18 protein-coding genes, 1 tRNA gene and 2 pseudogenes are annotated in these 23,280 nt (G+C 50.0%); 9 read left to right on the forward strand and 12 right to left on the reverse strand.

All coding sequences use genetic code 11. From position 1 onward, the window contains the following. Positions 1-11: 11 nt before the first annotated feature. The 8 genes from QWJ20_RS03455 (at position 12) to QWJ20_RS03490 (ending at position 11,498) form a co-directional block, all read left to right on the forward strand. Entirely contained in the window at positions 12-2,090 is a 2,079-nt protein-coding gene (locus QWJ20_RS03455; protein ID WP_127157900.1) for an ABC transporter permease, read from the forward strand. A 5-nt stretch (positions 2,091-2,095) separates the two neighbouring features. Continuing rightward, positions 2,096-3,154 (forward strand): ferric ABC transporter ATP-binding protein, encoded by a 1,059-nt coding sequence (gene fbpC, locus QWJ20_RS03460; RefSeq protein WP_010307020.1) that lies wholly within the window; start codon positions 2,096-2,098, stop codon positions 3,152-3,154. A gap of 202 nt (positions 3,155-3,356) precedes the next feature. Further along, positions 3,357-4,433: a LacI family DNA-binding transcriptional regulator gene (locus QWJ20_RS03465; protein WP_433991859.1), complete on the forward strand. Its 1,077-nt coding sequence runs from the start codon at positions 3,357-3,359 to the stop codon at positions 4,431-4,433. Between the two features lie 329 nt (positions 4,434-4,762). Further along, a complete protein-coding gene (locus tag QWJ20_RS03470) occupies positions 4,763-7,894 on the forward strand; it encodes a beta-galactosidase (RefSeq protein ID WP_433991860.1) in 3,132 nt (1,043 codons plus the stop codon). A gap of 136 nt (positions 7,895-8,030) precedes the next feature. Continuing rightward, complete coding sequence (locus QWJ20_RS03475) at positions 8,031-9,293, forward strand: MFS transporter (RefSeq protein WP_039473900.1); 1,263 nt, start codon at positions 8,031-8,033, stop codon at positions 9,291-9,293. Positions 9,294-9,435: 142 nt separating this feature from the next. Continuing rightward, positions 9,436-9,511 (forward strand) — tRNA-Asn (locus QWJ20_RS03480). A gap of 174 nt (positions 9,512-9,685) precedes the next feature. After that, positions 9,686-10,951: a tyrosine-type recombinase/integrase gene (locus QWJ20_RS03485; RefSeq protein WP_433991861.1), complete on the forward strand. Its 1,266-nt coding sequence runs from the start codon at positions 9,686-9,688 to the stop codon at positions 10,949-10,951. 325 nt (positions 10,952-11,276) lie between these two features. After that, the gene (locus QWJ20_RS03490; protein ID WP_119889611.1) at positions 11,277-11,498 is read left to right on the forward strand and encodes a Flp family type IVb pilin; all 222 of its coding nucleotides are present in this window, start codon (positions 11,277-11,279) and stop codon (positions 11,496-11,498) included. Between the two features lie 148 nt (positions 11,499-11,646). On the opposite strand, the gene QWJ20_RS03495 is transcribed toward QWJ20_RS03490, so the two are convergent. Both QWJ20_RS03495 and QWJ20_RS03500 read right to left on the reverse strand, forming a co-directional pair. Further along, positions 11,647-12,072 (reverse strand): hypothetical protein, encoded by a 426-nt coding sequence (locus QWJ20_RS03495; protein WP_147387618.1) that lies wholly within the window; start codon positions 12,070-12,072, stop codon positions 11,647-11,649. Then, positions 12,062-12,502 (reverse strand): hypothetical protein, encoded by a 441-nt coding sequence (locus QWJ20_RS03500; protein WP_119889613.1) that lies wholly within the window; start codon positions 12,500-12,502, stop codon positions 12,062-12,064. The genes QWJ20_RS03495 and QWJ20_RS03500 overlap by 11 nt, the downstream gene beginning before the upstream one ends. Positions 12,503-12,917: 415 nt before the next feature. Between QWJ20_RS03500 and QWJ20_RS03505 the strand changes: the two are divergent. After that, positions 12,918-13,098, forward strand: a pseudogene (locus QWJ20_RS03505) (hypothetical protein). A 147-nt stretch (positions 13,099-13,245) separates the two neighbouring features. Here QWJ20_RS03505 and QWJ20_RS03510 read toward each other — a convergent pair. The 10 genes and pseudogenes from QWJ20_RS03510 to QWJ20_RS03555 all read right to left on the reverse strand — a co-directional run bounded on the left by QWJ20_RS03510 (position 13,246) and on the right by QWJ20_RS03555 (position 23,221). Beyond that, a complete protein-coding gene (locus QWJ20_RS03510) occupies positions 13,246-13,455 on the reverse strand; it encodes a DUF4926 domain-containing protein (protein WP_433991862.1) in 210 nt (69 codons plus the stop codon). A gap of 17 nt (positions 13,456-13,472) precedes the next feature. Further along, positions 13,473-13,691: a CPCC family cysteine-rich protein gene (locus QWJ20_RS03515; protein ID WP_433991863.1), complete on the reverse strand. Its 219-nt coding sequence runs from the start codon at positions 13,689-13,691 to the stop codon at positions 13,473-13,475. Between the two features lie 34 nt (positions 13,692-13,725). Beyond that, positions 13,726-14,193 (reverse strand): DUF6392 family protein, encoded by a 468-nt coding sequence (locus QWJ20_RS03520; RefSeq protein WP_433991864.1) that lies wholly within the window; start codon positions 14,191-14,193, stop codon positions 13,726-13,728. Between the two features lie 397 nt (positions 14,194-14,590). Continuing rightward, positions 14,591-16,000: pseudogene (locus tag QWJ20_RS03525) on the reverse strand (S-type pyocin domain-containing protein); the annotation flags it as partial. 460 nt (positions 16,001-16,460) lie between these two features. Continuing rightward, the gene (locus tag QWJ20_RS03530; protein WP_433991865.1) at positions 16,461-17,585 is read right to left on the reverse strand and encodes an MBL fold metallo-hydrolase; all 1,125 of its coding nucleotides are present in this window, start codon (positions 17,583-17,585) and stop codon (positions 16,461-16,463) included. After that, positions 17,582-18,616 (reverse strand): SMP-30/gluconolactonase/LRE family protein, encoded by a 1,035-nt coding sequence (locus QWJ20_RS03535; protein ID WP_433991866.1) that lies wholly within the window; start codon positions 18,614-18,616, stop codon positions 17,582-17,584. Before QWJ20_RS03535 ends, QWJ20_RS03530 begins: the two co-directional genes overlap by 4 nt. A gap of 110 nt (positions 18,617-18,726) precedes the next feature. Beyond that, positions 18,727-19,494, reverse strand: a complete 768-nt coding sequence (locus tag QWJ20_RS03540; protein WP_433991867.1) for a glucose 1-dehydrogenase — start codon at positions 19,492-19,494, stop codon at positions 18,727-18,729. Between the two features lie 24 nt (positions 19,495-19,518). After that, positions 19,519-20,595: an alpha/beta hydrolase gene (locus QWJ20_RS03545; RefSeq protein ID WP_095994127.1), complete on the reverse strand. Its 1,077-nt coding sequence runs from the start codon at positions 20,593-20,595 to the stop codon at positions 19,519-19,521. Positions 20,596-20,633: 38 nt separating this feature from the next. After that, positions 20,634-21,782: an iron-containing alcohol dehydrogenase gene (locus QWJ20_RS03550; RefSeq protein ID WP_433991868.1), complete on the reverse strand. Its 1,149-nt coding sequence runs from the start codon at positions 21,780-21,782 to the stop codon at positions 20,634-20,636. 194 nt (positions 21,783-21,976) lie between these two features. Continuing rightward, positions 21,977-23,221: an MFS transporter gene (locus QWJ20_RS03555; RefSeq protein ID WP_433991869.1), complete on the reverse strand. Its 1,245-nt coding sequence runs from the start codon at positions 23,219-23,221 to the stop codon at positions 21,977-21,979. Positions 23,222-23,280: the final 59 nt, after the last annotated feature.

Raw genomic sequence — 23,280 nt, forward strand, 5'->3', positions numbered from 1 at the left:
AGGGAACCATCATGTCACACACACTAACTCTTTCACCGACGCCTAAGCGGGATCCCGTTTTCCTGTGGCTGGCGCTGATTGCAGCAACATTTTTGCTGCTGCCAGCGTGGAGCCTGGATTACGGCCTGCTGGATGCCTCACGCGATGAACTGCTGGCGGCTTACAGCTGGTCGAGCCTCAATATCAGCCTGCTGTGGTTCCTGCTCCCAGTAGGATTGCTGGCACGTCCGCTGCTTACGCCCGGTCGGGAACAGCGTGGACGCCACCGTTTTGATGCGGCTTACGCATTGTTCTGTGCCCTTTTCGTGGTCATCAGTGCCACGGTTGAAGGTCGCGGAATGGGCTATGGCACCATCGCGCTGTTTGTCGCACTGAGTGCGATTATTACGCTGGCGCTGTCGCGGCTGGATTGGCTGGGTGGCGATCGCTTCGTCATCGGCTCGCTCATCAGCATCATCGCGTTGATTGGCGTCTTTATCCTTTACCCCAGCATCGCTATCTTCATCCCGATGTTCACCAACGACAGCGGTGAATTCGCACCGCTGTCGTTTATGCAGGTTTTGGGTCAGGCGCACATCTTACGGGTGATCTGGAACTCCTTCCTGCTGTCGGTTGCCGTCGGTATCGGCTGTACTTTCTTCGGTATGGTGCTGGCGATTTATACCTCGCGCATCGCCCGCCGTTCCGCCATTATTGGCCGTATTTTCTCCATCCTGCCTATCGTTACGCCGCCGTTTGTCGTCGGGTTAGGCGTAACGCTGATGATGGGCCGCTCCGGTTACATGACTGAGCTGATGGTGGATTGGTTCGGACTGACGAACACCAACTGGCTGTACGGTTTTACCGGCATCTGGCTGGCGCAGGTTCTCGCCTTCACGCCAATGTCATTTATGATTCTGGAAGGCGCGATGAAGACCATTCATCCGTCGCTGGAAGAAGCGTCATACACCCTGCGTGCTAACCGTTATCAAACCTTTCAGCGGGTTTTCCTGCCCTTGCTGAAACCGGCGCTCGCCAACTCGTTCCTGATCGTGATCGTCCAGTCGCTGGCCGACTTCAGTAACCCACTGGTACTGGGCGGTAACTTCGACGTACTCGCCACACAAATTTACTTCTATATCACCGGTGCACAGCTGGATTATCAGTCAGCCAGTACGCTCGGCGTTGTCCTGCTGGTGTTCTCACTGGCCGTGTTCTGCGTGCAATATCTGTGGATCGGTAAACGCTCCTACGTGACGATTTCTGGTAAATCCTCTCGGGGTGATGTACAGCCGCTACCCGTTTCGCTGGTGTGGATCGTCAGCATCCTGCTCTATGTCTGGATTGCCTTTAACGTCCTGCTGTACGGCAGCATTTTCTACGGCAGCTTTACCGTTAACTGGGGCGTGGATTACACCCTGACGCTGGATAACTTCAGCAAACTGTTCGGACAAGGCTTTAGTGACGGTGCCTGGCCTTCCCTACTGGATACGCTGCTGTTCGCGGGCATCGCTGCACCGATTACGGCACTGTTCGGGCTACTTATCGCCTACATCGTGGTGCGCCAGCAGTTCTACGGCAAGAAGGCTATCGAGTTCACCACCATGCTGTGCTTTGCGGTGCCGGGCACGGTTGCCGGTGTGTCTTACATCCTGGCCTTTAACAGCGCGCCGGTTTACTTAACGGGAACGGCAGTGATCGTCATCATGTCGATGGTGATGCGTAACGTGCCGGTTGGTATCCGTGCGGGTATTGCCGGACTGGGACAGTTGGATAAATCGCTAGATGAGGCATCACTCAGCCTGCGTGCGGGTTCGATGCGCACGGTGTTCTATATTCTGCTCCCGCTGCTGCGTCCGGCCATTTTGTCTGCGCTGATTTACAGCTTCGTGCGCGCCATTACTACCGTCAGCGCCATTATCTTCCTGGTTACACCAGATACTCGCGTCGCCACGTCTTACATTCTTAACCGCGTGGAAGACGGTGAATACGGTATGGCGATTGCCTACGGTTCCATCCTGATTGTGGTCATGCTGGCCATTATTTTCCTGTTCGATTATCTGGTCGGTGAAGCGCGGGTTTCCCGAACGAAAGCCAAGAATAATGCCTAAGCGGAGTGATTACCTTGAATACTGAAAAAAGCTTTGTCGAACTGAAGCACATCACTAAACGCTTCGGCAACAACACCGTCATTGATGATTTGAATCTGGCGATCCCTCAGGGAAAAATGGTCACGCTGCTGGGGCCGTCTGGCTGCGGTAAAACCACGGTACTGCGGGCCGTTGCCGGTCTGGAAAAGCCGACAGAAGGCCAGATTTTCATCGATGGCGAAGACGTCACAGAGCGCTCCATTCAACAGCGTGATATCTGCATGGTGTTCCAGTCTTACGCCCTCTTCCCGCATATGTCGCTGGGAGAAAACATCGGCTACGGGCTGAAAATGCTCGGTCGTCCGAAGGCAGAAATCAATCAGCGTGTAAAAGAAGCGCTGGCGCTGGTCGACCTGGCAGGATTTGAAGATCGCTACGTCGACCAGATTTCTGGTGGACAGCAGCAGCGTGTCGCTCTGGCACGTGCGCTGATCCTCAAACCTAAAGTTCTGCTGTTCGATGAGCCGCTGAGTAACCTTGATGCCAACCTGCGCCGCAGCATGCGTGAGAAAATTCGTGAGCTTCAGCAGCAGTTCAACATCACCTCGCTGTATGTTACGCACGATCAGAGCGAAGCCTTTGCGGTGTCCGACATGGTTCTGGTGATGAACAAAGGCAAAATCATGCAGTTGGGAGCGCCGCAGGAGCTTTATCGCCAGCCCGCATCCCGCTTCATGGCCAGCTTTATGGGAGATGCCAACATTTTCCCTGCCACCTTCACGGCAGACAGCGTGAATATCTACGGCTACCTCATTCCACGTCCGCAGGGTTTTGCTGCCGGATTAAGCGAATCCGTCGTCGGTATTCGCCCGGAAGCCATTACGCTCAGCCATCAGGGTGACGAAAGCCAGCGCTGCACCATCACGCAGGTCGCCTACATGGGACCGCAGTACGAAGTGCAGGTGGACTGGCACGGTCAGTCTATGCTGTTACAGGTTAACGCAACCCAGCTTCAGCCGAATCCAGGCGACAGCTACTATCTGCAAATCCACCCTTACGGCATGTTTGTGTTGTCCGAGCAGTAAACATCGGGTAACCATCCACCTCAAACTGGGAGCGCTTGCTCCCGGTTTTATTTTTTACAAACATCTAAAAACGCCTATAAACGTCCGCTTCTCTTCGGCCTGCTTTGATTGCGCCGGAATACATACGCCTGTTACGGATTCCCCGCGCGATTTGTTATGATGATGCTCTTTTACGCATAGAATCACGCACGGAATAGCCGCTATGAAACAGAAACCCATAACATTAAACGATGTCGCCGAGTACGCAGGGGTTTCCTATCAGACGGTTTCCCGCGTGCTGAACCAAGCGCCTCATGTTTCATCCCGTACTCGCAGTAAAGTGGAACAGGCGATGGCGGCACTTAACTACACGCCAAACCGTGTTGCACAGCAGTTGGCAGGAAAAACCATCACCACGCTGGGGCTGGTCACTACCGATCTTTCACTGCACGCGCCTTCACAAATTGCCGCAGCGATTAAGACCACCGCCAGCCAGCTAGGTATTAACATCGTGATGTCTATGCTGAGCAGCTCGGATGTCAATACCTGCAATAACGCCGTTAACGACCTGCTTTCTCAGCGTGTCAGCGGCGTTATCGTGAATGTTCCGCTATCCACGGATGAAGTCGCCCACATTAGCCAGACCTGTGCCGACACGCCTATCCTGTTTATGGATGCCGATCCGCATACCGACATACTCAACGTCATGTTCGATCCCAATCACGGCGCACGTTTAGCCATCACGCATCTGGTACAGTTGGGGCATCAACATATCGCCCTGTTGACCGGGCCAATGACATCGATCTCCGCTCGACTGCGTTATGAAGGCTGGCTAGCCGAGTTGGAAAAACAGCAGCTCTCCCCTGCTTCGGTGCTACACGGTGACTGGAGCGCCGCATCCGGTTACCACCAGACGCTGGCCCTGTTGGGAGAATCCCTGCGCGTCTCCGCCATTGTTGTCGCGAACGATCAAATGGCGCTTGGCGTCCTGCGTGCGCTGCACGAGTATGGCCTGCGCGTACCGGAGCAAATGTCAGTGATCGGTTTTGACGATACTCAGGACAGCGCGTATTACACCCCACCGCTGACAACCATTCGCCAGGATTTTAGGCTATTAGGTAAAGAAGGCGTCACTCGTTTGCTCGCGACGCTGCGCGATCCTACCCAAAGCACATCGCTGCTGTTACCCACCGAACTGATCGTACGCCATAGCACCGCCGTACATTCATCAACCCATGCCTCCCTGCAAGAACTCACCAAAAACCTGTTGGACATTACACGCCAGCTACAAAGGCTGTAACCCTTTATGTTTGTAGCCCCTTACACTATTTGTAATCCTTTACACAACAGCACCTTTTTCACCATCGATGCCAAACACTAACAAAATAAGATGATAAACAATAAGTTATTTATCATCTCTCGTTAATTTACTGCATAGCGCTTTCCAAATCCGATGTATCGCCACTCGTTTTACAAACGTTCTTTGTGATCGCTTCCACTTTATTGTCACGTTCCACTTTACTCGCCCTGACGAGTCGATATGTTATGAACAACAGAAATTGTGAGCGGATAACAATTTTAATATCCAATCACAGAAATAGACTCAAGACGTTCAGGAGCCAAACCATCATGAGCGATACCGTTTTACCGTATCCAGTACGCCATCGCGCCACACTGCAAGAGATCCTTGCCCGACGTGATTGGGAAAACCCAGCCTGTACTCACTATCAGCGGCTCCCTGCTCACCCACCGTTCAACAGCTGGCGCAGCGTGGCTGCCGCACAGCAAGATGAGCCTTCTCAGCGGCTTCGTCGCCTGAATGGTGAATGGACGTTTAGCTATTTCACCCGCCCGGAAGCCGTACCGGAAAGTTGGTTACAGCAGGATCTGCCTGATTCAGATACCATTCCAGTACCTGCCAATTGGCAGCTACAGGGCTATGACACCCCGATTTACACCAACGTAAAATACCCGATCCCCGTCAACCCACCCTATGTGCCAGAAGACAATCCTACAGGTTGTTACTCGCTCACTTTTAAAGTCAATCACGACTGGATCAGTAGCGGACAAACCCGGATTATTTTTGATGGCGTTAACTCCGCGTTTTATCTCTGGTGTAACGGCCACTGGGTGGGATATTCGCAGGATAGTCGCCTGCCTGCGGAGTTTGATATCGGTCGCTATCTGACGACAGGAGAGAATCGGCTGACGGTGATGGTGCTACGCTGGTCTGACGGCAGCTATCTGGAAGATCAGGACATGTGGCGTATGAGCGGTATTTTCCGCGACGTCACACTTCTGCACAAACCGACGGTTCACCTTAGTGATATCCAACTCACTACGCCGCTCAGCGCTGATTTCCGCCACGGCACGCTGGATATTCAGGTGGAGGCAACGCTCTCTGAAGATGAGGCCAAGAACCATCGCGTCCACGCACAGCTCTGGCGTGGTAATAAACTCATCGGTGGTACGAGGCAGGCATTCGGCAGCAGCATTGTCGATGAGCGCGGTGCCTATCACGATAAATCTTTTCTCCGCATCGACGTGCCACAGCCCGACCTGTGGAGTGCCGAACTGCCGCACCTGTATCGCGCGGTCATTTCACTGGAAACGGCGGAAGGCGAACTGATCGAAGCGGAAGCCTATGATGTCGGTTTCAGAAAAGTTGAAATCCGCAGCGGCCTGCTGCTGCTGAACGGTCAACCGCTGCTGATTCGCGGGGTTAACCGTCACGAACACCATCCGCAGCACGGTCAGGTCATGGATGAAGACACCATGCGGCACGATATTATGCTAATGAAGCAGCATAACTTTAACGCCGTACGCTGCTCACATTATCCCAACCATCCGCTGTGGTATCGGCTGTGCGATCGCTACGGCCTGTATGTTGTGGATGAAGCAAACATTGAGACGCACGGCATGCAGCCGATGAATCGTCTGTCGGACGATCCCGTCTGGCTGCCAGCCTATAGCGAACGCGTATCAAGGATGGTGCAGCGCGACCGCAATCATCCTTGCATCATTATCTGGTCATTGGGGAATGAATCCGGCTACGGCGCAAACCATGATGCACTCTATCAGTGGATCAAACGCCACGATCCGACTCGCCCTGTGCATTACGAAGGCGGCGGCGCAAACAGCCGTGCGACCGACATTGTGTGCCCAATGTACGCCCGTGTTGATGAAGATCAGCCCTTCCCCAGCGTCCCTAAATGGTCGATCACCAAATGGGTCAGCATGCCGGACGAAAATCGGCCTCTCATCCTCTGCGAGTATGCACACGCGATGGGCAACAGTCTGGGAGGATTCGCGCGCTATTGGCAGGCATTCCGCCAATATCCTCGGTTACAGGGCGGATTCGTCTGGGACTGGGTCGATCAGGCACTGACCCGACGTGACGAACAAGGCAATACCTACTGGGCGTACGGCGGAGATTTTGGCGACATGCCTAACGATCGCCAGTTCTGCCTGAATGGTCTGCTTTTTCCCGATCGCACCCCGCATCCCAGCCTGTATGAAGCCCAGCGGGCACAGCAGCACATTCAATTCGTCTGGCAGGCTGAATCGCCGTGTGAACTGCACGTCACCAGCGAATACCTGTTTCGCCATACGGACAATGAGCAGTTGAACTGGTGCATTACGCTGAATGATAAGACGCTCGCAGAAGGTTCGCAGCCGCTGACGCTCGTTCCGCAGGCCACCCAGACTCTGACGCTGCTGGAAGCCCTCCCCACTGTCGATTGCGCAGGGGAACTTTGGCTCAATGTTGAAGTTGTACAGCCGAAAACCACCGCCTGGTCAGAAGCCAATCACCGCTGCGCCTGGGATCAGTGGCAACTTCCTGCACCGCTTCATTTTCCCGAGGCACCTTGTGCTGGACAGAAGAAACCACCCGTTCTGCGATCGTCCGATGCGTACTTTGACATCGTTCAGGGCGAACAGCACTGGCGCTTTAACCGCCAGAGCGGCTGGCTGGAACAGTGGTGGACGGCGGATGCGCCAACGCTATTAACACCCTTGCAGGATCAGTTTGTTCGGGCACCGCTGGATAACGACATCGGTATCAGCGAAGTCGATCGCATCGATCCGCGCGCCTGGGCCGAACGTTGGAAATCGGCCGGACTTTATCAACTGCAGACGCAGTGTATTGCGATTCAGGCTGACCAACTCACCGATGCCGTGCACATTGTCACCGAGCACGTATTCCGCCATGCCGGACAGATCCTGCTACGGAGTAAAAAGCGCTGGCAAATTGATGCGCATGGCGTGATGACCGTGGATGTCGATGTTGATGTCGCCACCGTGCTGCCGTCACTGGCCAGAGTGGGCTTGAGTTGCCAGTTAACCGACGTCGCGCCTCAGGTCAGTTGGGTCGGACTTGGGCCTCATGAAAATTACCCAGACCGACAGCTCGCAGTACAGCATGGGCACTGGAATCTGCCGTTGGATGACCTTCACACACCTTACATTTTCCCGACGGAAAACGGGCTGCGATGTAATACGCGCACGCTGACGTATGGCAAATGGACGATCGCCGGCAACTTCCATTTTGGGTTAAGCCGCTACGGGCTAACGCAATTGATGACGTGTACCCACCATCATTTGTTAGAAAAGGAAAAAGGCGTTTGGCTCAATCTGGATGGCTTCCACATGGGAATTGGCGGCGATGACTCCTGGAGCCCTAGCGTTCATCGCGATGATTTACTCACGGCCACGCATTATCACTATCGCGTCGCCATGCAACATCACCAGCCATATTGATATGAAAAAACAGTATTAAAAAAACAACGAAAGAGAGCGGGTATTACCGCCTCTTTCCACCCTGATTGTATCCAGCAAGTATATATCCGCCATCAAAGTAAACGTTGCGGATATTATGCATATCGGAGAAAGCAACATGTACTACCTACATAATAAGAATTTCTGGATATTCGGCCTGTTTTTCTTTTTCTATTTTTTCATCATGGGGGCTTACTTCCCCTTCTTCCCTATTTGGCTTCATGATATTAACCAAATAAGTAAAAGCGACACGGGAATTATCTTCGCCTGCATTTCCTTTTTCGCCTTATTATTTCAACCGATATTTGGTTTGCTCTCCGATAAATTAGGGCTGAGAAAACACCTGCTATGGATTATTACCATAATGCTGGTTTTTTTTGCTCCGTTCTTTATTTATGTTTTCGGCCCATTACTAAAATATAACATCGTTTTAGGTTCTATCGTCGGTGGGATTTACCTGGGATTCATCAACAACGGTGGTGCACCAGCTATTGAGGCCTATATCGAGAAAGTCAGCCGCCGTAGCCAGTTTGAATTTGGCCGTGCACGTCTGTTCGGCTGTCTCGGCTGGGCGCTCTGTGCGTCTATCGTCGGTATTATGTTTACCATCAATAACCAGTTCGTTTTCTGGCTGGGTTCCGGTTGTGCCGTCATCCTCGCCATCCTGTTGCTGCTGGCGAAACCAGAGGCCTCATCCAGCGCTCTCGTTGCCGATCAGGTAGGTTCCAACCAGAAACCGTTCAACCTGAAAATGGCAGCTGAACTGCTGAAAGAACGCAAAATCTGGTTCCTGACTCTCTATGTCGTCGGCGTTTCTTGCACCTATGATGTGTTCGATCAGCAGTTTGCCAACTTCTTCACCTCGTTTTTCGAGACCCGACAAGAAGGGACGCGAGTATTTGGCTACGTCACCACGCTGGGTGAATTGCTTAATGCCAGCATCATGTTTTTCGCACCGCTGATTGTGAACCGTATCGGTGGTAAAAACGCCCTGCTCATTGCTGGTACAATTATGTCCGTGCGCATTATTGGCTCGGCCTTTGCCAGTTCCGTACTGGAAGTGATTGTGCTGAAAACGCTGCACATGTTTGAAGTGCCGTTCCTGATTGTCGGCTGCTTCAAATACATTACTACAGTCTTTGAAGTCCGCTTTTCCGCGACAATTTATCTGGTGTGCTTCTGCTTCTTTAAACAGGTATCCATCATTTTCATGTCGATCTTTGCTGGCAATATGTATGACAGCATCGGTTTTCATGGCACTTACCTGATTTTAGGCGGCATCGCCCTCTCCTTTACAGCAATATCCCTATTTACGCTGTCAGGAAAAGGGCCGCTGTATGCGTTTTCCGATAAACAGAAAGCGCCGCTGAATACCCTCTAGCGATGGCAGGACGCGATAAAATGCCGATATTTGTCAAAAATATCGGCAAATTGAACATTCTCTCACCGAACAGTGCAATTTTGTGGTTTACGCCTTTGACATGCGCGGCACACGCCGTTATTATGCGCCCCGTTCACACGATTCCTCTGTAGTTCAGTCGGTAGAACGGCGGACTGTTAATCCGTATGTCACTGGTTCGAGTCCAGTCAGAGGAGCCAAATTTAGAAAATCCCGCTTAAGGAAACTTAAGCGGGATTTTTGTTTTTATCCGTTTATTCAATACTTTCACGCGAAAAAGTCTTTCCGGTACACATTCCGTTTTCCCTCAGTATCGGGAGAATCTGGTGGTCAGATTCGGGGTCACGTTGGTTCGATAACGGAGTGACCCCCAAATGTCTCTTAACGACTCAAAAATCCGCAACTTAAAACCATCCGCTAAACCCTTCAAAGTTTCCGATTCTCATGGTCTGTATCTGCTGGTTAATCTAGGCGGTTCACGTCTCTGGTATCTCAAATATCGTATCAATAAAAAAGAATCCCGCCTCAGCCTAGGTGCTTATCCAGACGTATCTTTAGCCGACGCTCGTCAGCAGCGTGACGGTATCCGCAAGTTGCTGGCGCAGAATATCAATCCAGCACAACAGCGCTCTGCTGAAAAAACCACTTCCTCACCAGAAAAAACCTTCAAGCATGTGGCACTGGAGTGGCATAAAAGCAACCGAACATGGTCAGAGAACCATGCCGCCCGTCTGCTCGCCAGCATGAATAACCATATCTTCCCGATCATTGGACACCTGCCGATCACTGAGCTGAAAACTCGCCACTTCATCGAGTTGCTGAAAGGGGTTGAGAAAAAAGGTTTGCTGGAAGTGGCGGCTCGTACCCGGCAGCATATGTGCAACATCATGCGTCATGCCGTACATCAGGAATTAATAGAGCACAACCCGGCGGCAAATCTGGACGGTATTATCGCCCCTCCGGTTAAACGCCACTACCCTGCCCTTCCGCTGGAGCAACTACCGGAACTATTGACCCGCATTGAGAACTACAAGCAAGGGAGAGAATTAACCCGTTTGGCAGTCTCACTCACCCTGCACCTTTTCATCCGTTCCAGCGAATTGCGCTTTGCCCGTTGGTCAGAGATCGATTTCAAAAGTACTTTGTGGGTTATCCCTGAACAGCGTGAAGCCATTGAAGGGATCAAGCATTCAGGCCGTGGTGCAAAAATGCGCAGGAAACATTATGTTCCTCTATACGATCAAGCGCTGGCAATTTTGGAAGAGCTTAAAGACCTCACCTATGACGTTAACGGTGATGGCGGCTTTATCCTGACTGGCTGTTATGATGCTATGAAACCGATGAGTGAAAACACCATCAACAAGGCACTACGCAAAATGGGCTATGACACCAAAACCGATCTGTGTGGTCATGGTTTCCGAACGCTGGCGTGTAGTGCGTTGATTGAATCGGGGATCTGGCCTGAAGATGTTGTGGAGCTTCAAATGAGCCATATGGAAAAGAACAACGTTCGCGCTGCCTATACCCACAAGGCCAAACATCTCGAACAACGTCACCTGATGCTGCAATGGTGGGCTGATTTCCTTGATGCTAATCGCAATGGGATGGTTAGGCCGTTTGAGTTTGGGCAGAAGGGATAAAATTTAGCTCAGGTCATGGATGACTGATACCATCAGGGTGAGATAACTGTCAGAACACAAAAGCAGTAAAAACATCAGACCACTTAAAGTCCCTATCATAAGTCATTATTGATTTTGATAATGAAAATCATTACCATGAAAGCCAAGGGTTATAAGATAAAAACGTCTACACCCGTCATACTTCAAGTTGCATGTACGTTAGCTTCGTTCGGCTACCCGAATAACTTACTTGAGTAAGGTCATCGGGATCCCCTCGCTTGCCGTCTGCCTGAAACTCGAATTATTTAGGGTATACACACTTTCAATCAGGCAAGGGGTTGCTGTTATGGAATTGAAATTTCGTTCATTTTTAAGTAACGAGAGTGGTGCTACTGCAATTGAATACGGCGTTTTGGCGGCGTTGATAGCCACGGCAATTAGTTTTATCTTTGGTGATAGTGGCATTTTTATTAATGCACTTAATGATAAATTTGATGAGACCCATCAAATAATCAGATCATGTGGAACAGATAAACCGGGTGTTTCGTGCTTCACAGTCGAAAAGTGAACTGAGTGATAATATCACGGATGAATATATTTATAATGATACTCTCCGTGATATACAATTAATTAATATTCCATTCAATAACGGCAACTCATTTCTTTCATACAACTAATCCCTAATAATTTTATAGATGGATGGATAAATTTCAAAATCATTTATGATTATACCATAAAATTTTAAATTCATTTTTTGTATAATTAACCCACTCCAACTCTTTAGTGTTAGTTGATTTTTCTCTAATTCCCAAGCGACCCGTTCTATCATCGAAAAAAACAAATAATGGATATTCATCATCGGATATACACCACCCTAACGATGGTAAGATATTTTCGAAATTATAATTTTTTTCTTCACAGAATTTTTTTAAAAAAACAAAAGTATCACTATCTGCATGGAGAGTAACATAAGGCCAAGAACTTACCATCATCCCAGATTTATCTGGATATATTTTCTCAATCGCGTGAATTACACCATTTTCCGGTGGCTCTCCAATCCTTAACTTCCCATTAGAACATCCAGAGATTAATAATATCGAAAGAATGACAGAAGCCGACCTTACATTTAAATTAATTGCCATATCTTTTAGCCCAGAAATATTTATAAGACTCTTTTGTATGCGCGATCCAAGACTCATCACTTACACCATCCCCTTTTTCTGCAATAGAAATCGTTCCTTTTCCATTATCAAATATATCCTTAAAAAATACATACTGAGGTCTGTCATTATCACCAATACACCATCCTGCATCCATAGTATATTGTTCAAAAGTCCCCTCTCGTTCTTCACAGAGTTTTTTTATTTCTTGGAAATGAATAACTGATATATGAAGAACAACACTTGGCCCGTATGCTAGCCTTATTTTTGAATCTTGTGGATATCGATTTTCTAATGTAGAAATAATTCCTCCATGTAGTGGGAGCCCTTGTTTTTTGATACTACATGAAGATAACATTCCTCCTAACGCAATAAAAATAAATGGGAATACATATTTTTTATTAAGCACCATTCAAGAAAATTTCCATCGATAAAAGATAATGATATTAATTATCACTATCATTAATAAAATGCAAGAGCTTATATCGAAGAAATGTCAGTAAACTACTCAGTACTGAAAACCGTTCATACATATGTACATTTGAAAGGTCGGAAGCTTATCCGTCGTAGCTTTTTGTATCGTGTTAACAATTGACTAGTACAAATCCTAGCCTTACATTGCAGCCAAGCAAGTAAACAACTTAACACAAAGCTATTCATGAAATAATCGCCCCTGAAAGGTATTGGCGTACCAGACAAGGGCTAACCTCAACGTTAGAAGGATAACGCTATGGCTGTCTGTCAGTTTACCTATTCCCTTCCTGAAACTCTGCATCTAGCTACTGCTTTTTTTGCTACAACTCAGCATTCAGCAGCGGAGGCTTATCATGTTCGATAACACACCACTAGAGCTGGAAGAAATCATCGATCAGTGTAGGGCATATAATTTATGCCGTTGTTGAACTGAATGAACCCAAGGCAAAAGAGATTTTGATTTTCGTTCTTTGGGAACGACTTGATCTGTTATTCCGTACTTTTCATACGCCAGAAGTGATCTCAGCAGACTAAGGAAACAGCCATGAGGGTAACGCATTAAAGCTACAGCTTTAATTATGTGGAAAAGTGAGCAGCACACAGGTTGTTGTGCTGCTATTTAATTTTTTTGATTACAGTTCGTCGTTATGATATTTTTATTTTAATGATTAAATCATCAGACTATTTTTTAAAACCAACCTTACTGAAACAGTCTAATGGTAATGTAATCCAAGCTAGTGTCTCACCATTATCATCACAAAACTCTATGTCATATGCAGGGGATGGCTCGTCATAAATGTGCACAATAGCCCCTAGCATTCCTTTTTTCAACCCTTCCTCTGGAAGATCATTTTTTAAAGAAATAACATCAAATAAAGAATAACTCTCCATATATCTCTACTATTACATCATTTAACTTTTTGACCATTTCTAAAAGCTTCTCTAGCTTCATTTAAACTCATCTGATTTGCCCCTCCGGGGTAGTCAGGTTCTCGTAACTGAACGGGATCATCTTCCCATCCACAATGAGAGCAAATGTCATATTCACCTAATACTTCGAACTCATGTTTACCACAGCACGGGCATGGGTAGTTATATTTATTAGCCAATTCATTTACCTTTTTCATTATTCTTCACCGGGAGAATAAAATCAGATAACAATCACCACCTAACCATTGACGAAAGTAAATATGTTATTGCTTCAACCTTTTCATTATTGTCATAATCTATCTGCATGCTTACAGGGATATTATATTTTTTAAAATTATAAAGATCTGTATAGCCAATATCTTCTTTCAATACCTTTCTTGGAAGAAGGCTCTTCTCTGGAAAACCAATATTTTCGTGCACCCAACCACGAATCATATTTTTACGTAAAGGAGTAGGTAATTCATTAGAAAAATTCCAGTTACTTATTTTTTCGCACTTAATTCTCAATGTTATCTCATTTAAAACTTTATCAACCCTATTAAAAGAAAGGTAAATACCTTCTTTTATCATATCCAAACTGATATCTGGATCGCCAGAAAAACCTGTTGGTTTTTTCTTATAGGGAATCAGACCTGCATCAAATATCTCTTGATACGTTTTTCCTAAGCAGGCGATTAACGCTTCTACGTTTACAGACATTAGTACAACCCCTGTTCTTCATTAAGTTTATGCATTTACCTCTTGCCAGTTCTAACTGTTCTTCTGTTACACCATGCTCTTTTAATTGAGGTTTTATCGCATCAAAATTACGATCCAATGCCCCTCTCAAATCTTGTGAATCAAGTTCAATATTATCTGCACTATTACGTCCACCATACGTTTCGCTGATTTTTTGGTGAATTTCGGTAGGAATGATAATCGCAGCAACCTCTCTAGCCATTTGTTCCAATTTATCTTTTCGCAAATCAGGATACAAACGCTTAAGGTAAGCTTTTACCGCAGCTGCGGAAGGCATGTGATCAGCCTGATACTTCCCTTGTCGTGAGCGTCCAATGAAATTACTGTATAAATCAACATCAAGCAAGTTAACAGGCAACTTACTCAAATAAACATAAATCGGTGGAAACGCATTCTCAGGGAACACCAGAATGTAATCCCGAAAATCCTTCTCGTCCGGCATAGGTGTGACAAGAATGCTGACATCATCCATTTCGGGAATTTCAAACCCCGGTATGGCTGATGGGATAACAGGCTGTTCACCGTGTGCCGTATCCGTGGGTAATTCTACTCCCGGATTATCCGGCGTCCATAGAATCGTTGGCCCTGTTGCCCCCTCTTCCCAGAATTCATAGCGGTTATTGGGGAAATCATATTTCAGTAGTCTGACACGCACCTGATCGCGCCCGCTTTCCATACTGGTGTGGTAGCCAACCGCCTTCAGCCTGCCTGTTTCCTCATCTTCCATCCACTGATAACGCACACGACTGGAAACGGTTCCCTGCTTATTAGCTACCTCAAGCAATTTCTCAGGTGTCAGCAGGTCTGCTTTTTCCCCTTTCAGATGCTGCTGAATCAGCGCCCCTATCAGCAAGAAACTCTGTGCCATCTGCAACTGGCCCTGCCAGATTGATGGACCAGAAAGGCGTTTCATCTGATGTGTCAGTTCTTTCGCTGCATTCTGATTGGCCTGAGCTACAGCGCCACCCGCAGCAGCAGTCGCCCCTGCCTGTGCTGCCGTACCAGCCATGACTAGTTGTTGAGGTGGCGGCAACATGGCCGCATCCGCTTTACCCACTAACAGATCAAAAACCGTTTTATACCACGGCTCCATCGGGGGTATCTGAGTCTTGTTAATCACACCGGGCGGAGTCTGGGGTAACGGTTCGCTTTTTCCGGTAAATGATTGGGGAGAAGAAACGGCAGAAGACGTATTTTTCTTTTTCGCTGCCTGCGCATACTGTTTTACTTCACCCGGTTTATCAGCCGGAGCGATAGGTTCACCAACAGGCGCGGAGAAATAGACACTCATTTCCCCAATATTGCCCTGTGGCTCGTCTTCCGTTCCCGCATTCGTACAACCAGCACCACGTAAACTGGATTTGGCAAAAACAGGCTCGACGGCCAGCATCGGTGTTAGCGCCAGTAATTGCGCACGGCTTAACGCTGCTTGTTTAGCGCATTCCTGAACCGGAGAACGATGAGGGGTATCACCAATGATGACATTGCCACTGCCAGAAAAAATGACACCACCACAATTGATGCCATCCCCAATACGCGCAGCATTTTTACCGTTAATAATGACGGTCGATGAACCTTCGGCGATTTTTCGGGAATGAACACCATGTGGTGCATTGGGACAGGGACAACCGTGGAGCAGAACGGTATCGCCTCTACGAGCCGCAGGCTGACCATTAATAATAACGTCAGGACTGCCTTCGGTTATCGGGGGTTCAGGGAAGCAGTCATGACCACTTCCAATATCGTTAAGACGGGCAGCACCCGGCATTGTCATTTTCCTTTGACAGTAAACTATTCCTTTTGAGGACGGAATGTTGGGCGCTTTTTATGGATGGTTCAATACCGAAACCCGTATCAGGCGTCAATACAGAGATGATGAATGAGATTTTTATTTAGGTTCAGATATTATTTCTTATTAAGTCATAAACCTGTCAAAAAATCCCTATTCACCCTGCTCTTACTGAGATAATGAAACACTGATATCACTGCTGCTATGAAATCCAGACTTGCCATAACCACTTGGACAACATCGTCCTGTTTTACTGCCGTCGTAAACATATGCAATGTTGCGCCCGTATTTTCATAACCCTAGTAATGTCCACGACTTCCCGCTTTCCAAACCGTAATTGAGGTCGTGATTTGTCCCACCGTTTTATCCCCTACCAGCACATTAAATGTGGCTGAACCGGTGTGTGTACCATCTGCTAGATAAAACAAGGTGTTAAGCGCTATCGCACTTGCTCCCACCACCGGGTAAACGTCTGTGCCTGGTCGTCTAAATAAATCGCGCGACCAATTTCCGGCGTCCATAGCGCATATCCACGCCCGGCGCTTGCCGCTGTGATTCGCTTAAACGGGTCATCCCAGTCGTGAGGCGAGATTGAGAAGCGGCCTGCATGGCCTGGTGTAAACGTGCGTGCCCTCAAATCCTCGGCAGCCTGAGCAGCCTCTTCAGGATTCATATGCACATAAGCCCAGCGCGGGTCATACTGCCCTGTATCGACCGTTGCCCAGTCAAAGGGTCCTAGTTGTTGGCCGATTGCGGCGAAATGCGGGCCGTACCCTGAGTCGCCACTAAAGAAGATGCGACGTTGCGGCGATACCAGCGCAAAACCAACCCAGAGTGACTGGTCCCGCGTCAGCGTACGACCGGAAAAATGTCGGGCCGGAACGACGTGGATATCCAGCTCAGGAGATTCCTTGACGATGTCATTCCAGTCAGCTTCCTGAATCTGATCAGCAGAGTAGCCCCAACGTTTGAAGTGCGCCCCAACGCCAAGGCCAACGACCACTCGTTTGACCTTGTCTCGAAGCGCCAGAACGGTGGGATAGTCCAGATGGTCGTAGTGATCGTGGCTTATCAGCAATACATCAATGTCAGGCATGTCCTGTGCGCTATACAGATTTGTGCCTTCGAATGCCTCGTTGGCCCACGGGATTGGCGCAGCGTTGGCACTGAACACCGGGTCAATCAGGATGCGTTTCCCAGCCATTTGTACAAAGTATGACGAATGCCCCAGCCAGACTACCAAATCCCGTTTTGCATCAAGGGCTTTGAGATCTGTTTTCATCGCAGGGATCGCGCCCGGAGGCCGCGGATTGCCATTGTTGCCGAAACTGTTACTTAACATGATTGAGAACTGTGATTCATCGGTTGTCAGTAACGGCGTTTCGAGTTGGTTTCGGAATTCCCCCTGGAGGTAGTTCCGCGACTGCGTGATGCGTGCCAATTGCTCATCAGATGGAAGCTGACCAAACAAGGGATGCTGCAGATAAGCGACCACGGCCAGTACAGACACAAGAGCAATAATCAGCCCCACTTTGATCACAAACCAGATATTGAAAGCTTTCACTGATGAACTCCCTCGGGTGTAAGACCTAAGCCAAAAACCTTTGAGTGGAAAATAGCGGCCTGCTGTCCGCCAGGGCCATCGCTGGAAACGACATAAAGATCATTTGTACCAGGCCGTATAGCCAGACTGGTTGAATGCAGGTTCCGCCCATTATCCCTATCAGGCAACAAAATTTGTCCGATGGGAATGCCGTTACGGTTGAAGACCATAATCCGGCCTTGCCCATAAATCGCCACGTAGACATTGCCATCTGCATCCACGCGCATCGAGTCCGGTGCTGGCCCTGTAAATCGGTAGGGAATGGCAGAGCCGATTGGGGCGATTGTCGTCGGATCGGCCAATTCAACACGATGCAAGAGGTTGCGGCCGAATTCGCTGGCCCACAGGGTTTTGCCGTCTGGGCTGAGGGCAAGGCCATTCGCCATTGATAAGTTTGGCAAAACGGGTTTGATCGTAGCGAAATCAGGTGTGACGTAGTACACGCCGCCCTTTGGTTCCGTAGAAGAGCCCTTGAAGTCTGTGAAGTAGAAACCGCCTTGGCTGTCGAACACCAGATCATTGGGTAAGTATCCAGCGTCGGTGTCAATGATGTTCTTCAAGGATGAACTATCAGGACTCAACGCAAAGATAGCGCCTCGCCCAGCATCGAGATCAATAGCGGCAATAAAGAGGCGGCCATCCTTATGCAGCGCCAGTCCACCCGGTCGTAGTCCCTCTAAAGTGATGATGGTGGACAATTTCCGGTCCGGCGACAAGCGCAACACACGGCGACCCGTTACATCGCAGAAAAGCAGGTTACCATTAGCATCGAAAATCGCCCCTTCCAGAATAAGCCCTTGGTCGGCGACCTTGAACCACGAGGTTGCTTCAACGGTTTGCAGAGCCCGCTCGGCGGGTGGAATGGGTACAGGCCCTCGTGTGAGTCCGTCGTAGGCCAGCTCGGCAGCATTTGCCCGTAGTGGCTCAGGCAAACTCGCCGCAAAAGCTGAAGCAGCCAGAAAGCAACTCAGACCAATCAATGTGCTTCTCATATCATATGCCATAAGCGAGAAGGTATCCGTTATCGGGGATAGGGATTGTTGCGACCGATATAGGCAGCCCACCAACACGATTGATGGGCTGCCATTCCATATCAGCGCATTCAATGGGCAGTGAAGCCACCGTCCACAGGAAGGCCGACGCCGATCACGAAGCTCGCTGCGGAGCTGCACAGCCACAGGACTGCGGCGGCGATCTCATCGTCCCGCCCCACTCGCCCAATCGGGTGTTCCTTCAGGATCGCAGCCATCGCCTCTGGTTGTCCGTTGAGCATGTCCTGCACCATCGGTGTGTCGATGGTGCCTGGACATATCGCGTTGATGCGTATGCCAAGCGCCGCATACTCCACTGCCGCGCTCTTGGTCATGCCCAGAACGGCATGCTTGGTACCATGATAGGACGCTCGACCGGGCAGCCCAACCAGACCGCCTAGCGATGAATTGTTAACGATTGCCCCAGTTCCTCGGGAGCGCATTACCCGAAGCTCATGCTTCATGCTTGCCCAAACGCCAAATTGGTTGACGGCCACGACCCGCTGGAATGCCTCGGCCGGCTCTTCGGCTGCATCACATGGCGCCACCTGGATGCCAGCGTTGTTGAAGGCCATGTCCAACTGCCCATATTCAGCGATGACTCGATCCACAGTCGAAGCGATCTGAGCTTCGTCTGTCACGTCACAAGTAACCCCCAAGGCGCAAGCCCCCTCTGCTACGAGGGCGCTAGCATGCTGAACAGCAAGTTCACCATTGCGATCTGCCAACACTACACACGCGCCGCTTCGTGCGAACGCGCGTGCGGTGGCTAGCCCCATTCCCATCGCTGCGCCAGTGACCAGGGCAACTTTTCCTTTGAAGTTGTAGATGATATCCATATGCTTCCCCCCAATTTATCGGTTTTACAGATATTTATTGAAGAACGTTGTCATTGCGTCGAAGGGAATCTTATCCATGCGATCATATAGATCAACGTGGCTGGCGCCTTTAACGATCAGGAGTTCTTTCGGCTGCGCGGCGGCTTCATAAGCAGTTTCCGCAAAGTAACGCGAGTGAGCCTTTTCACCGTGGACAAACAGGATAGGACGTGGCGAAATTTCCTTGATGTAAGTCAGGATCGGCATATTCATGAACGACAGCGGCGTGGTGACCGTCCAAGAGTTACCAGAGTTGACAGCCCTCTGGTGATAACCACGTGGCGTCATATAGTAGTCAGCGTAATCAACCAGGAACTGCGCTTCGCCGCCCTTCAAGTGGTTATAGGCCGGTTGGTAAGCGGGTGTTTTGTTCGCCGCATCTTCCCAGCGCTGCCGACTCAGTTTCTCCAGCGTCTGCTCCCGTTGTTCAGGCGTCACGCTATCGTTATACCCTTTAGACATAACACGGCTCATGTCATACATGGTACTGGCGACAACGGCTTTGACACGCTTGTCGGCAGCCACGGCATTCAATGCGATGCCGCCCATACCGCAGATGCCGATCACACCGATACGCTCACGATTGACGTAGGGTTGCAGCCCGATGAAATCCACCGCCGCCATGAAATCCTCAGTGTTAATATCCGGTGACGCTACGTTACGTGGCTCGCCGCCGCTCTCCCCTGTATAGGAAGCATCGAAGGCCAGCGTAACAAAACCGCGCTCGGCAAGCGTTTGTGCGTACAAGCCCGATGCTTGTTCCTTCACTGCACCGAACGGACCGCCAACCACCAGCGCAGGCAGGCTCTGATTCTCACGGTTCTTCGGTAGATACAGGTCGGCGGCAAGGGTGATGCCGTAGCGATTTTTGAAGGTGACCTTCTGGTGATCAACTTTCTTGCTCTGGGGGAAGGTCTTGTCCCAAGTTTGGACCAATTGCAACGGTGTATCTGCGGTAGACGCCTGAGTCTGAGCCGTAGCTGACTGTACGCCGACCATTGATATAGCACTTGCGATGAGTGCAACTTTGAAGAAATTCGTTGGAGAAAATAAACGGGTCATGGCTTTACTCCTTCAGGATTAGGTAAATAGTGCTCGCCTCACAGCGCGCGTTTGAGAATGTCTGTCACTACATGGGGGGGATAAGCATCTGCGATGCCGAACGCCTTCACATTGATTTGCACGTTGGCTACGATGGCGGGTAGATCCGACTCCTGTATGCCCAACTGTCCCAAGCGGATGGGCGTGTCGATCTCGACGAACCAGCGTTCCAATGCAGCAATGCCTTCTTCGGCCGACGGTAAACCGAACACATACTTGGCAAAGCGCTCGAACTGAGATTTATTCTGCTCCTGGTACCACTTCATCCAGGCAGGCATAACAACTGAAAGCCCCGCACCGTGCGGCACGTTGAACAGCGCCGACAATGAATGCTCTATTGCGTGATTGGGGTAGCCGAACCCCGCACAGCCGGAGAACGTCAGGCCGTTTTGCGCCAGTGTGGCGGCCCAGGCAAACTCCCCACGCGCAGCATCGTCGGCAGGGTTATCCAGCAACGAACGCGTTGTGTCGATCACGGTATTAATCAGCGATTCCACGAGACGTGACTGCAACTTGGGCTGAACCGTTGCGGTAAAGTACACCTCGATAAGATGCGAGATGATGTCAGCAGCCGAATAGGCCAGATAGTCGCGCGATACACCGGCCATGAGCGCCGGGCTGAGTATGGATACCTTGGGACGTGTGTGATCGTTACCGATGGATAACTTTTCCTGAGTCTCTTCGTTGGTGACCACGCCATAGCCGTTCATTTCGCTGCCCGTCGCTGCGATCGTTAGGATCGCAAACAAGGGTAGTGCCGATGTAAGCGCCCCCTTCCCGACAAACAGATCCCAGATATCGCCTTCGTATTGTGCGCCCGCAGCGATCGCCTTGGCGCTGTCAAGCACAGAACCACCCCCTACGCTCAGGACGGCGTCTACACCATGTGCTCGGGCGAGTTCGATGCCTTCACGAACTTTCGAAAGAACTGGATTGCTGACGATGCCGCCGAGTTCTACAAATGTGATACCTTGCTCAGCAAGGCTTCGGCTCACGACATCAAACAATCCCTCACGTTTAATACGTTCGCTTCCGTAGCACAGCAGAACGTTGCTAATCCGGTGCTCGGTGAGGTGCTTTCCGATCTCGGCTTCCTTTCCTGATCCGAATTCAATTCGGGTCGGGTTGTAGAAAGAGAATTGCTCCATCTCTAGCTCCTTTTAAGTCAATTTTTCTTGATTACAAAAGGTGTGAAGCAGGGTTATGGCTCGCCGAGAAAAGGCGATGACAACTCACTCCACGACATTTGTGCCTAATACATACCGATATCGGGTACTGCTCTGCCGTTCATGTTGGATCGGGTACACATTGGGACGGCATATTCCGTAATACGGCGCATCATTCACTCGCCCAATGCCAGAGCCTCTCTCGCATGAACGTCTTCTTTGCTAGCAGCTTTAACTGCTGACCGGCCCGCGAGGTAAGAGAGAACGGCAGTCGCAGCAAGCAAAAGGGCACTGACTTCGAACGTCGCCCGGTAGCCGAGCGTGTCAAAAAGGATTCCGCCGACAGTGCCTCCGAGAGCAATCGCGAGTTGGCAAATGGCAACGAAAAGGCCACCACCTGCCTCGACGTCATTCGGAACCGAGCGTGCAATCCAGGTGAACCACGCCACCGGCGTCGCCGTCGCGATTAGCCCCCAAATGACCAGAAGTACTGCGGTCGTTAACATGGCATCACCATATTCCACCAGCGCCAGTGCGATTATCGCCATCATGATCGGCACGCTGACCAGTGTTTTGTACAGGCCGCCGTCTTTCAGGAAGGCTCCGATCAGAAACGTACCGATAAGGCCACCGACGCCGATCAGCAGCAGCACGAAAGACACCATCGAGATATCGAGTCGGGTTACCGTTTCAAGGAATGGTCGCAGGTACGTGAACAACATAAACTGGCCCATGAAGAAACCCGCGACCGCTAACATCCCCAATGCGATGGGCGGCTTCTTGAGAAGCAGGAGAACATTGCCCGAGCCTGACGATGTGGGACGAGGTGCCAGTCTGGGCATGCTGAGCATGATCCACGCAAGTGCTATCATGGCAACCGGAACCACGGTAAAGAATGCCCATCGCCAGCCGATGAAAGCGCCGAGGTAACTGCCCACTGGCGCTGCAATAACCGTGGCGAGTGCATTGCCACCGTTGACTAATGCAAGGGCTTTTGGCACTTGATGGGCTGGAACAAGACGAATGGATGTGGCAGCGCTAAGTGACCAGAAACCGCCAATTGCCACGCCGATGAGCGCTCGTCCAGCCATGAACATTTCGTAGTTGGCAGCGAACGCAACTATTGTTCCAGAAATGACCATAAGCAGGATCATAGATAACAATAGGCGCTTGCGTTCCACCTTGGCGGCGATAGGTGTAATCAAAAGTGCGGTGAACAGGGCGAACAGTCCGGATACCGAGATACCCATACCTGCCTGGCCCTCAGTGATCAGTAAGTCAGTTGCCAGAGGTGTTAACAGGCTGACAGGCATAAACTCCGAGGCGACCAAAGCGAAGGCGGCCAAAGACATCGCAACTACGGCGCCCCATGCTTTTCGTTCTTCGCCATGAAAATGTTGGCTGCTGCGATTTAATAACACGTAAGTATTTCCTCATTACTGGTAGCACAGGAGATGCTGGCATGCCGTTGACATGCCCG

The sequence above is a fragment of the Pectobacterium sp. S5 genome, assembly GCF_051707265.1.
GTDB lineage: Bacteria > Pseudomonadota > Gammaproteobacteria > Enterobacterales > Enterobacteriaceae > Pectobacterium > Pectobacterium polare.

Coding starts and splice junctions, on each gene's coding strand:
- QWJ20_RS03485 (WP_433991861.1), top strand. CDS start 9,686: ATGTCTCTTAACGACTCAAAAATCCGCAACTTAAAACCATCCGCTAAA.
- QWJ20_RS03455 (WP_127157900.1), top strand. CDS start 12: ATGTCACACACACTAACTCTTTCACCGACGCCTAAGCGGGATCCCGTT.
- QWJ20_RS03520 (WP_433991864.1), bottom strand. CDS start 14,193: ATGTCTGTAAACGTAGAAGCGTTAATCGCCTGCTTAGGAAAAACGTAT.
- QWJ20_RS03515 (WP_433991863.1), bottom strand. CDS start 13,691: ATGAAAAAGGTAAATGAATTGGCTAATAAATATAACTACCCATGCCCG.
- QWJ20_RS03495 (WP_147387618.1), bottom strand. CDS start 12,072: ATGGCAATTAATTTAAATGTAAGGTCGGCTTCTGTCATTCTTTCGATA.
- QWJ20_RS03465 (WP_433991859.1), top strand. CDS start 3,357: ATGAAACAGAAACCCATAACATTAAACGATGTCGCCGAGTACGCAGGG.
- QWJ20_RS03540 (WP_433991867.1), bottom strand. CDS start 19,494: ATGGATATCATCTACAACTTCAAAGGAAAAGTTGCCCTGGTCACTGGC.
- QWJ20_RS03470 (WP_433991860.1), top strand. CDS start 4,763: ATGAGCGATACCGTTTTACCGTATCCAGTACGCCATCGCGCCACACTG.
- QWJ20_RS03510 (WP_433991862.1), bottom strand. CDS start 13,455: ATGGAGAGTTATTCTTTATTTGATGTTATTTCTTTAAAAAATGATCTT.
- QWJ20_RS03500 (WP_119889613.1), bottom strand. CDS start 12,502: ATGGTGCTTAATAAAAAATATGTATTCCCATTTATTTTTATTGCGTTA.
- QWJ20_RS03490 (WP_119889611.1), top strand. CDS start 11,277: ATGGAATTGAAATTTCGTTCATTTTTAAGTAACGAGAGTGGTGCTACT.
- QWJ20_RS03545 (WP_095994127.1), bottom strand. CDS start 20,595: ATGACCCGTTTATTTTCTCCAACGAATTTCTTCAAAGTTGCACTCATC.
- QWJ20_RS03475 (WP_039473900.1), top strand. CDS start 8,031: ATGTACTACCTACATAATAAGAATTTCTGGATATTCGGCCTGTTTTTC.
- QWJ20_RS03535 (WP_433991866.1), bottom strand. CDS start 18,616: ATGAGAAGCACATTGATTGGTCTGAGTTGCTTTCTGGCTGCTTCAGCT.
- QWJ20_RS03550 (WP_433991868.1), bottom strand. CDS start 21,782: ATGGAGCAATTCTCTTTCTACAACCCGACCCGAATTGAATTCGGATCA.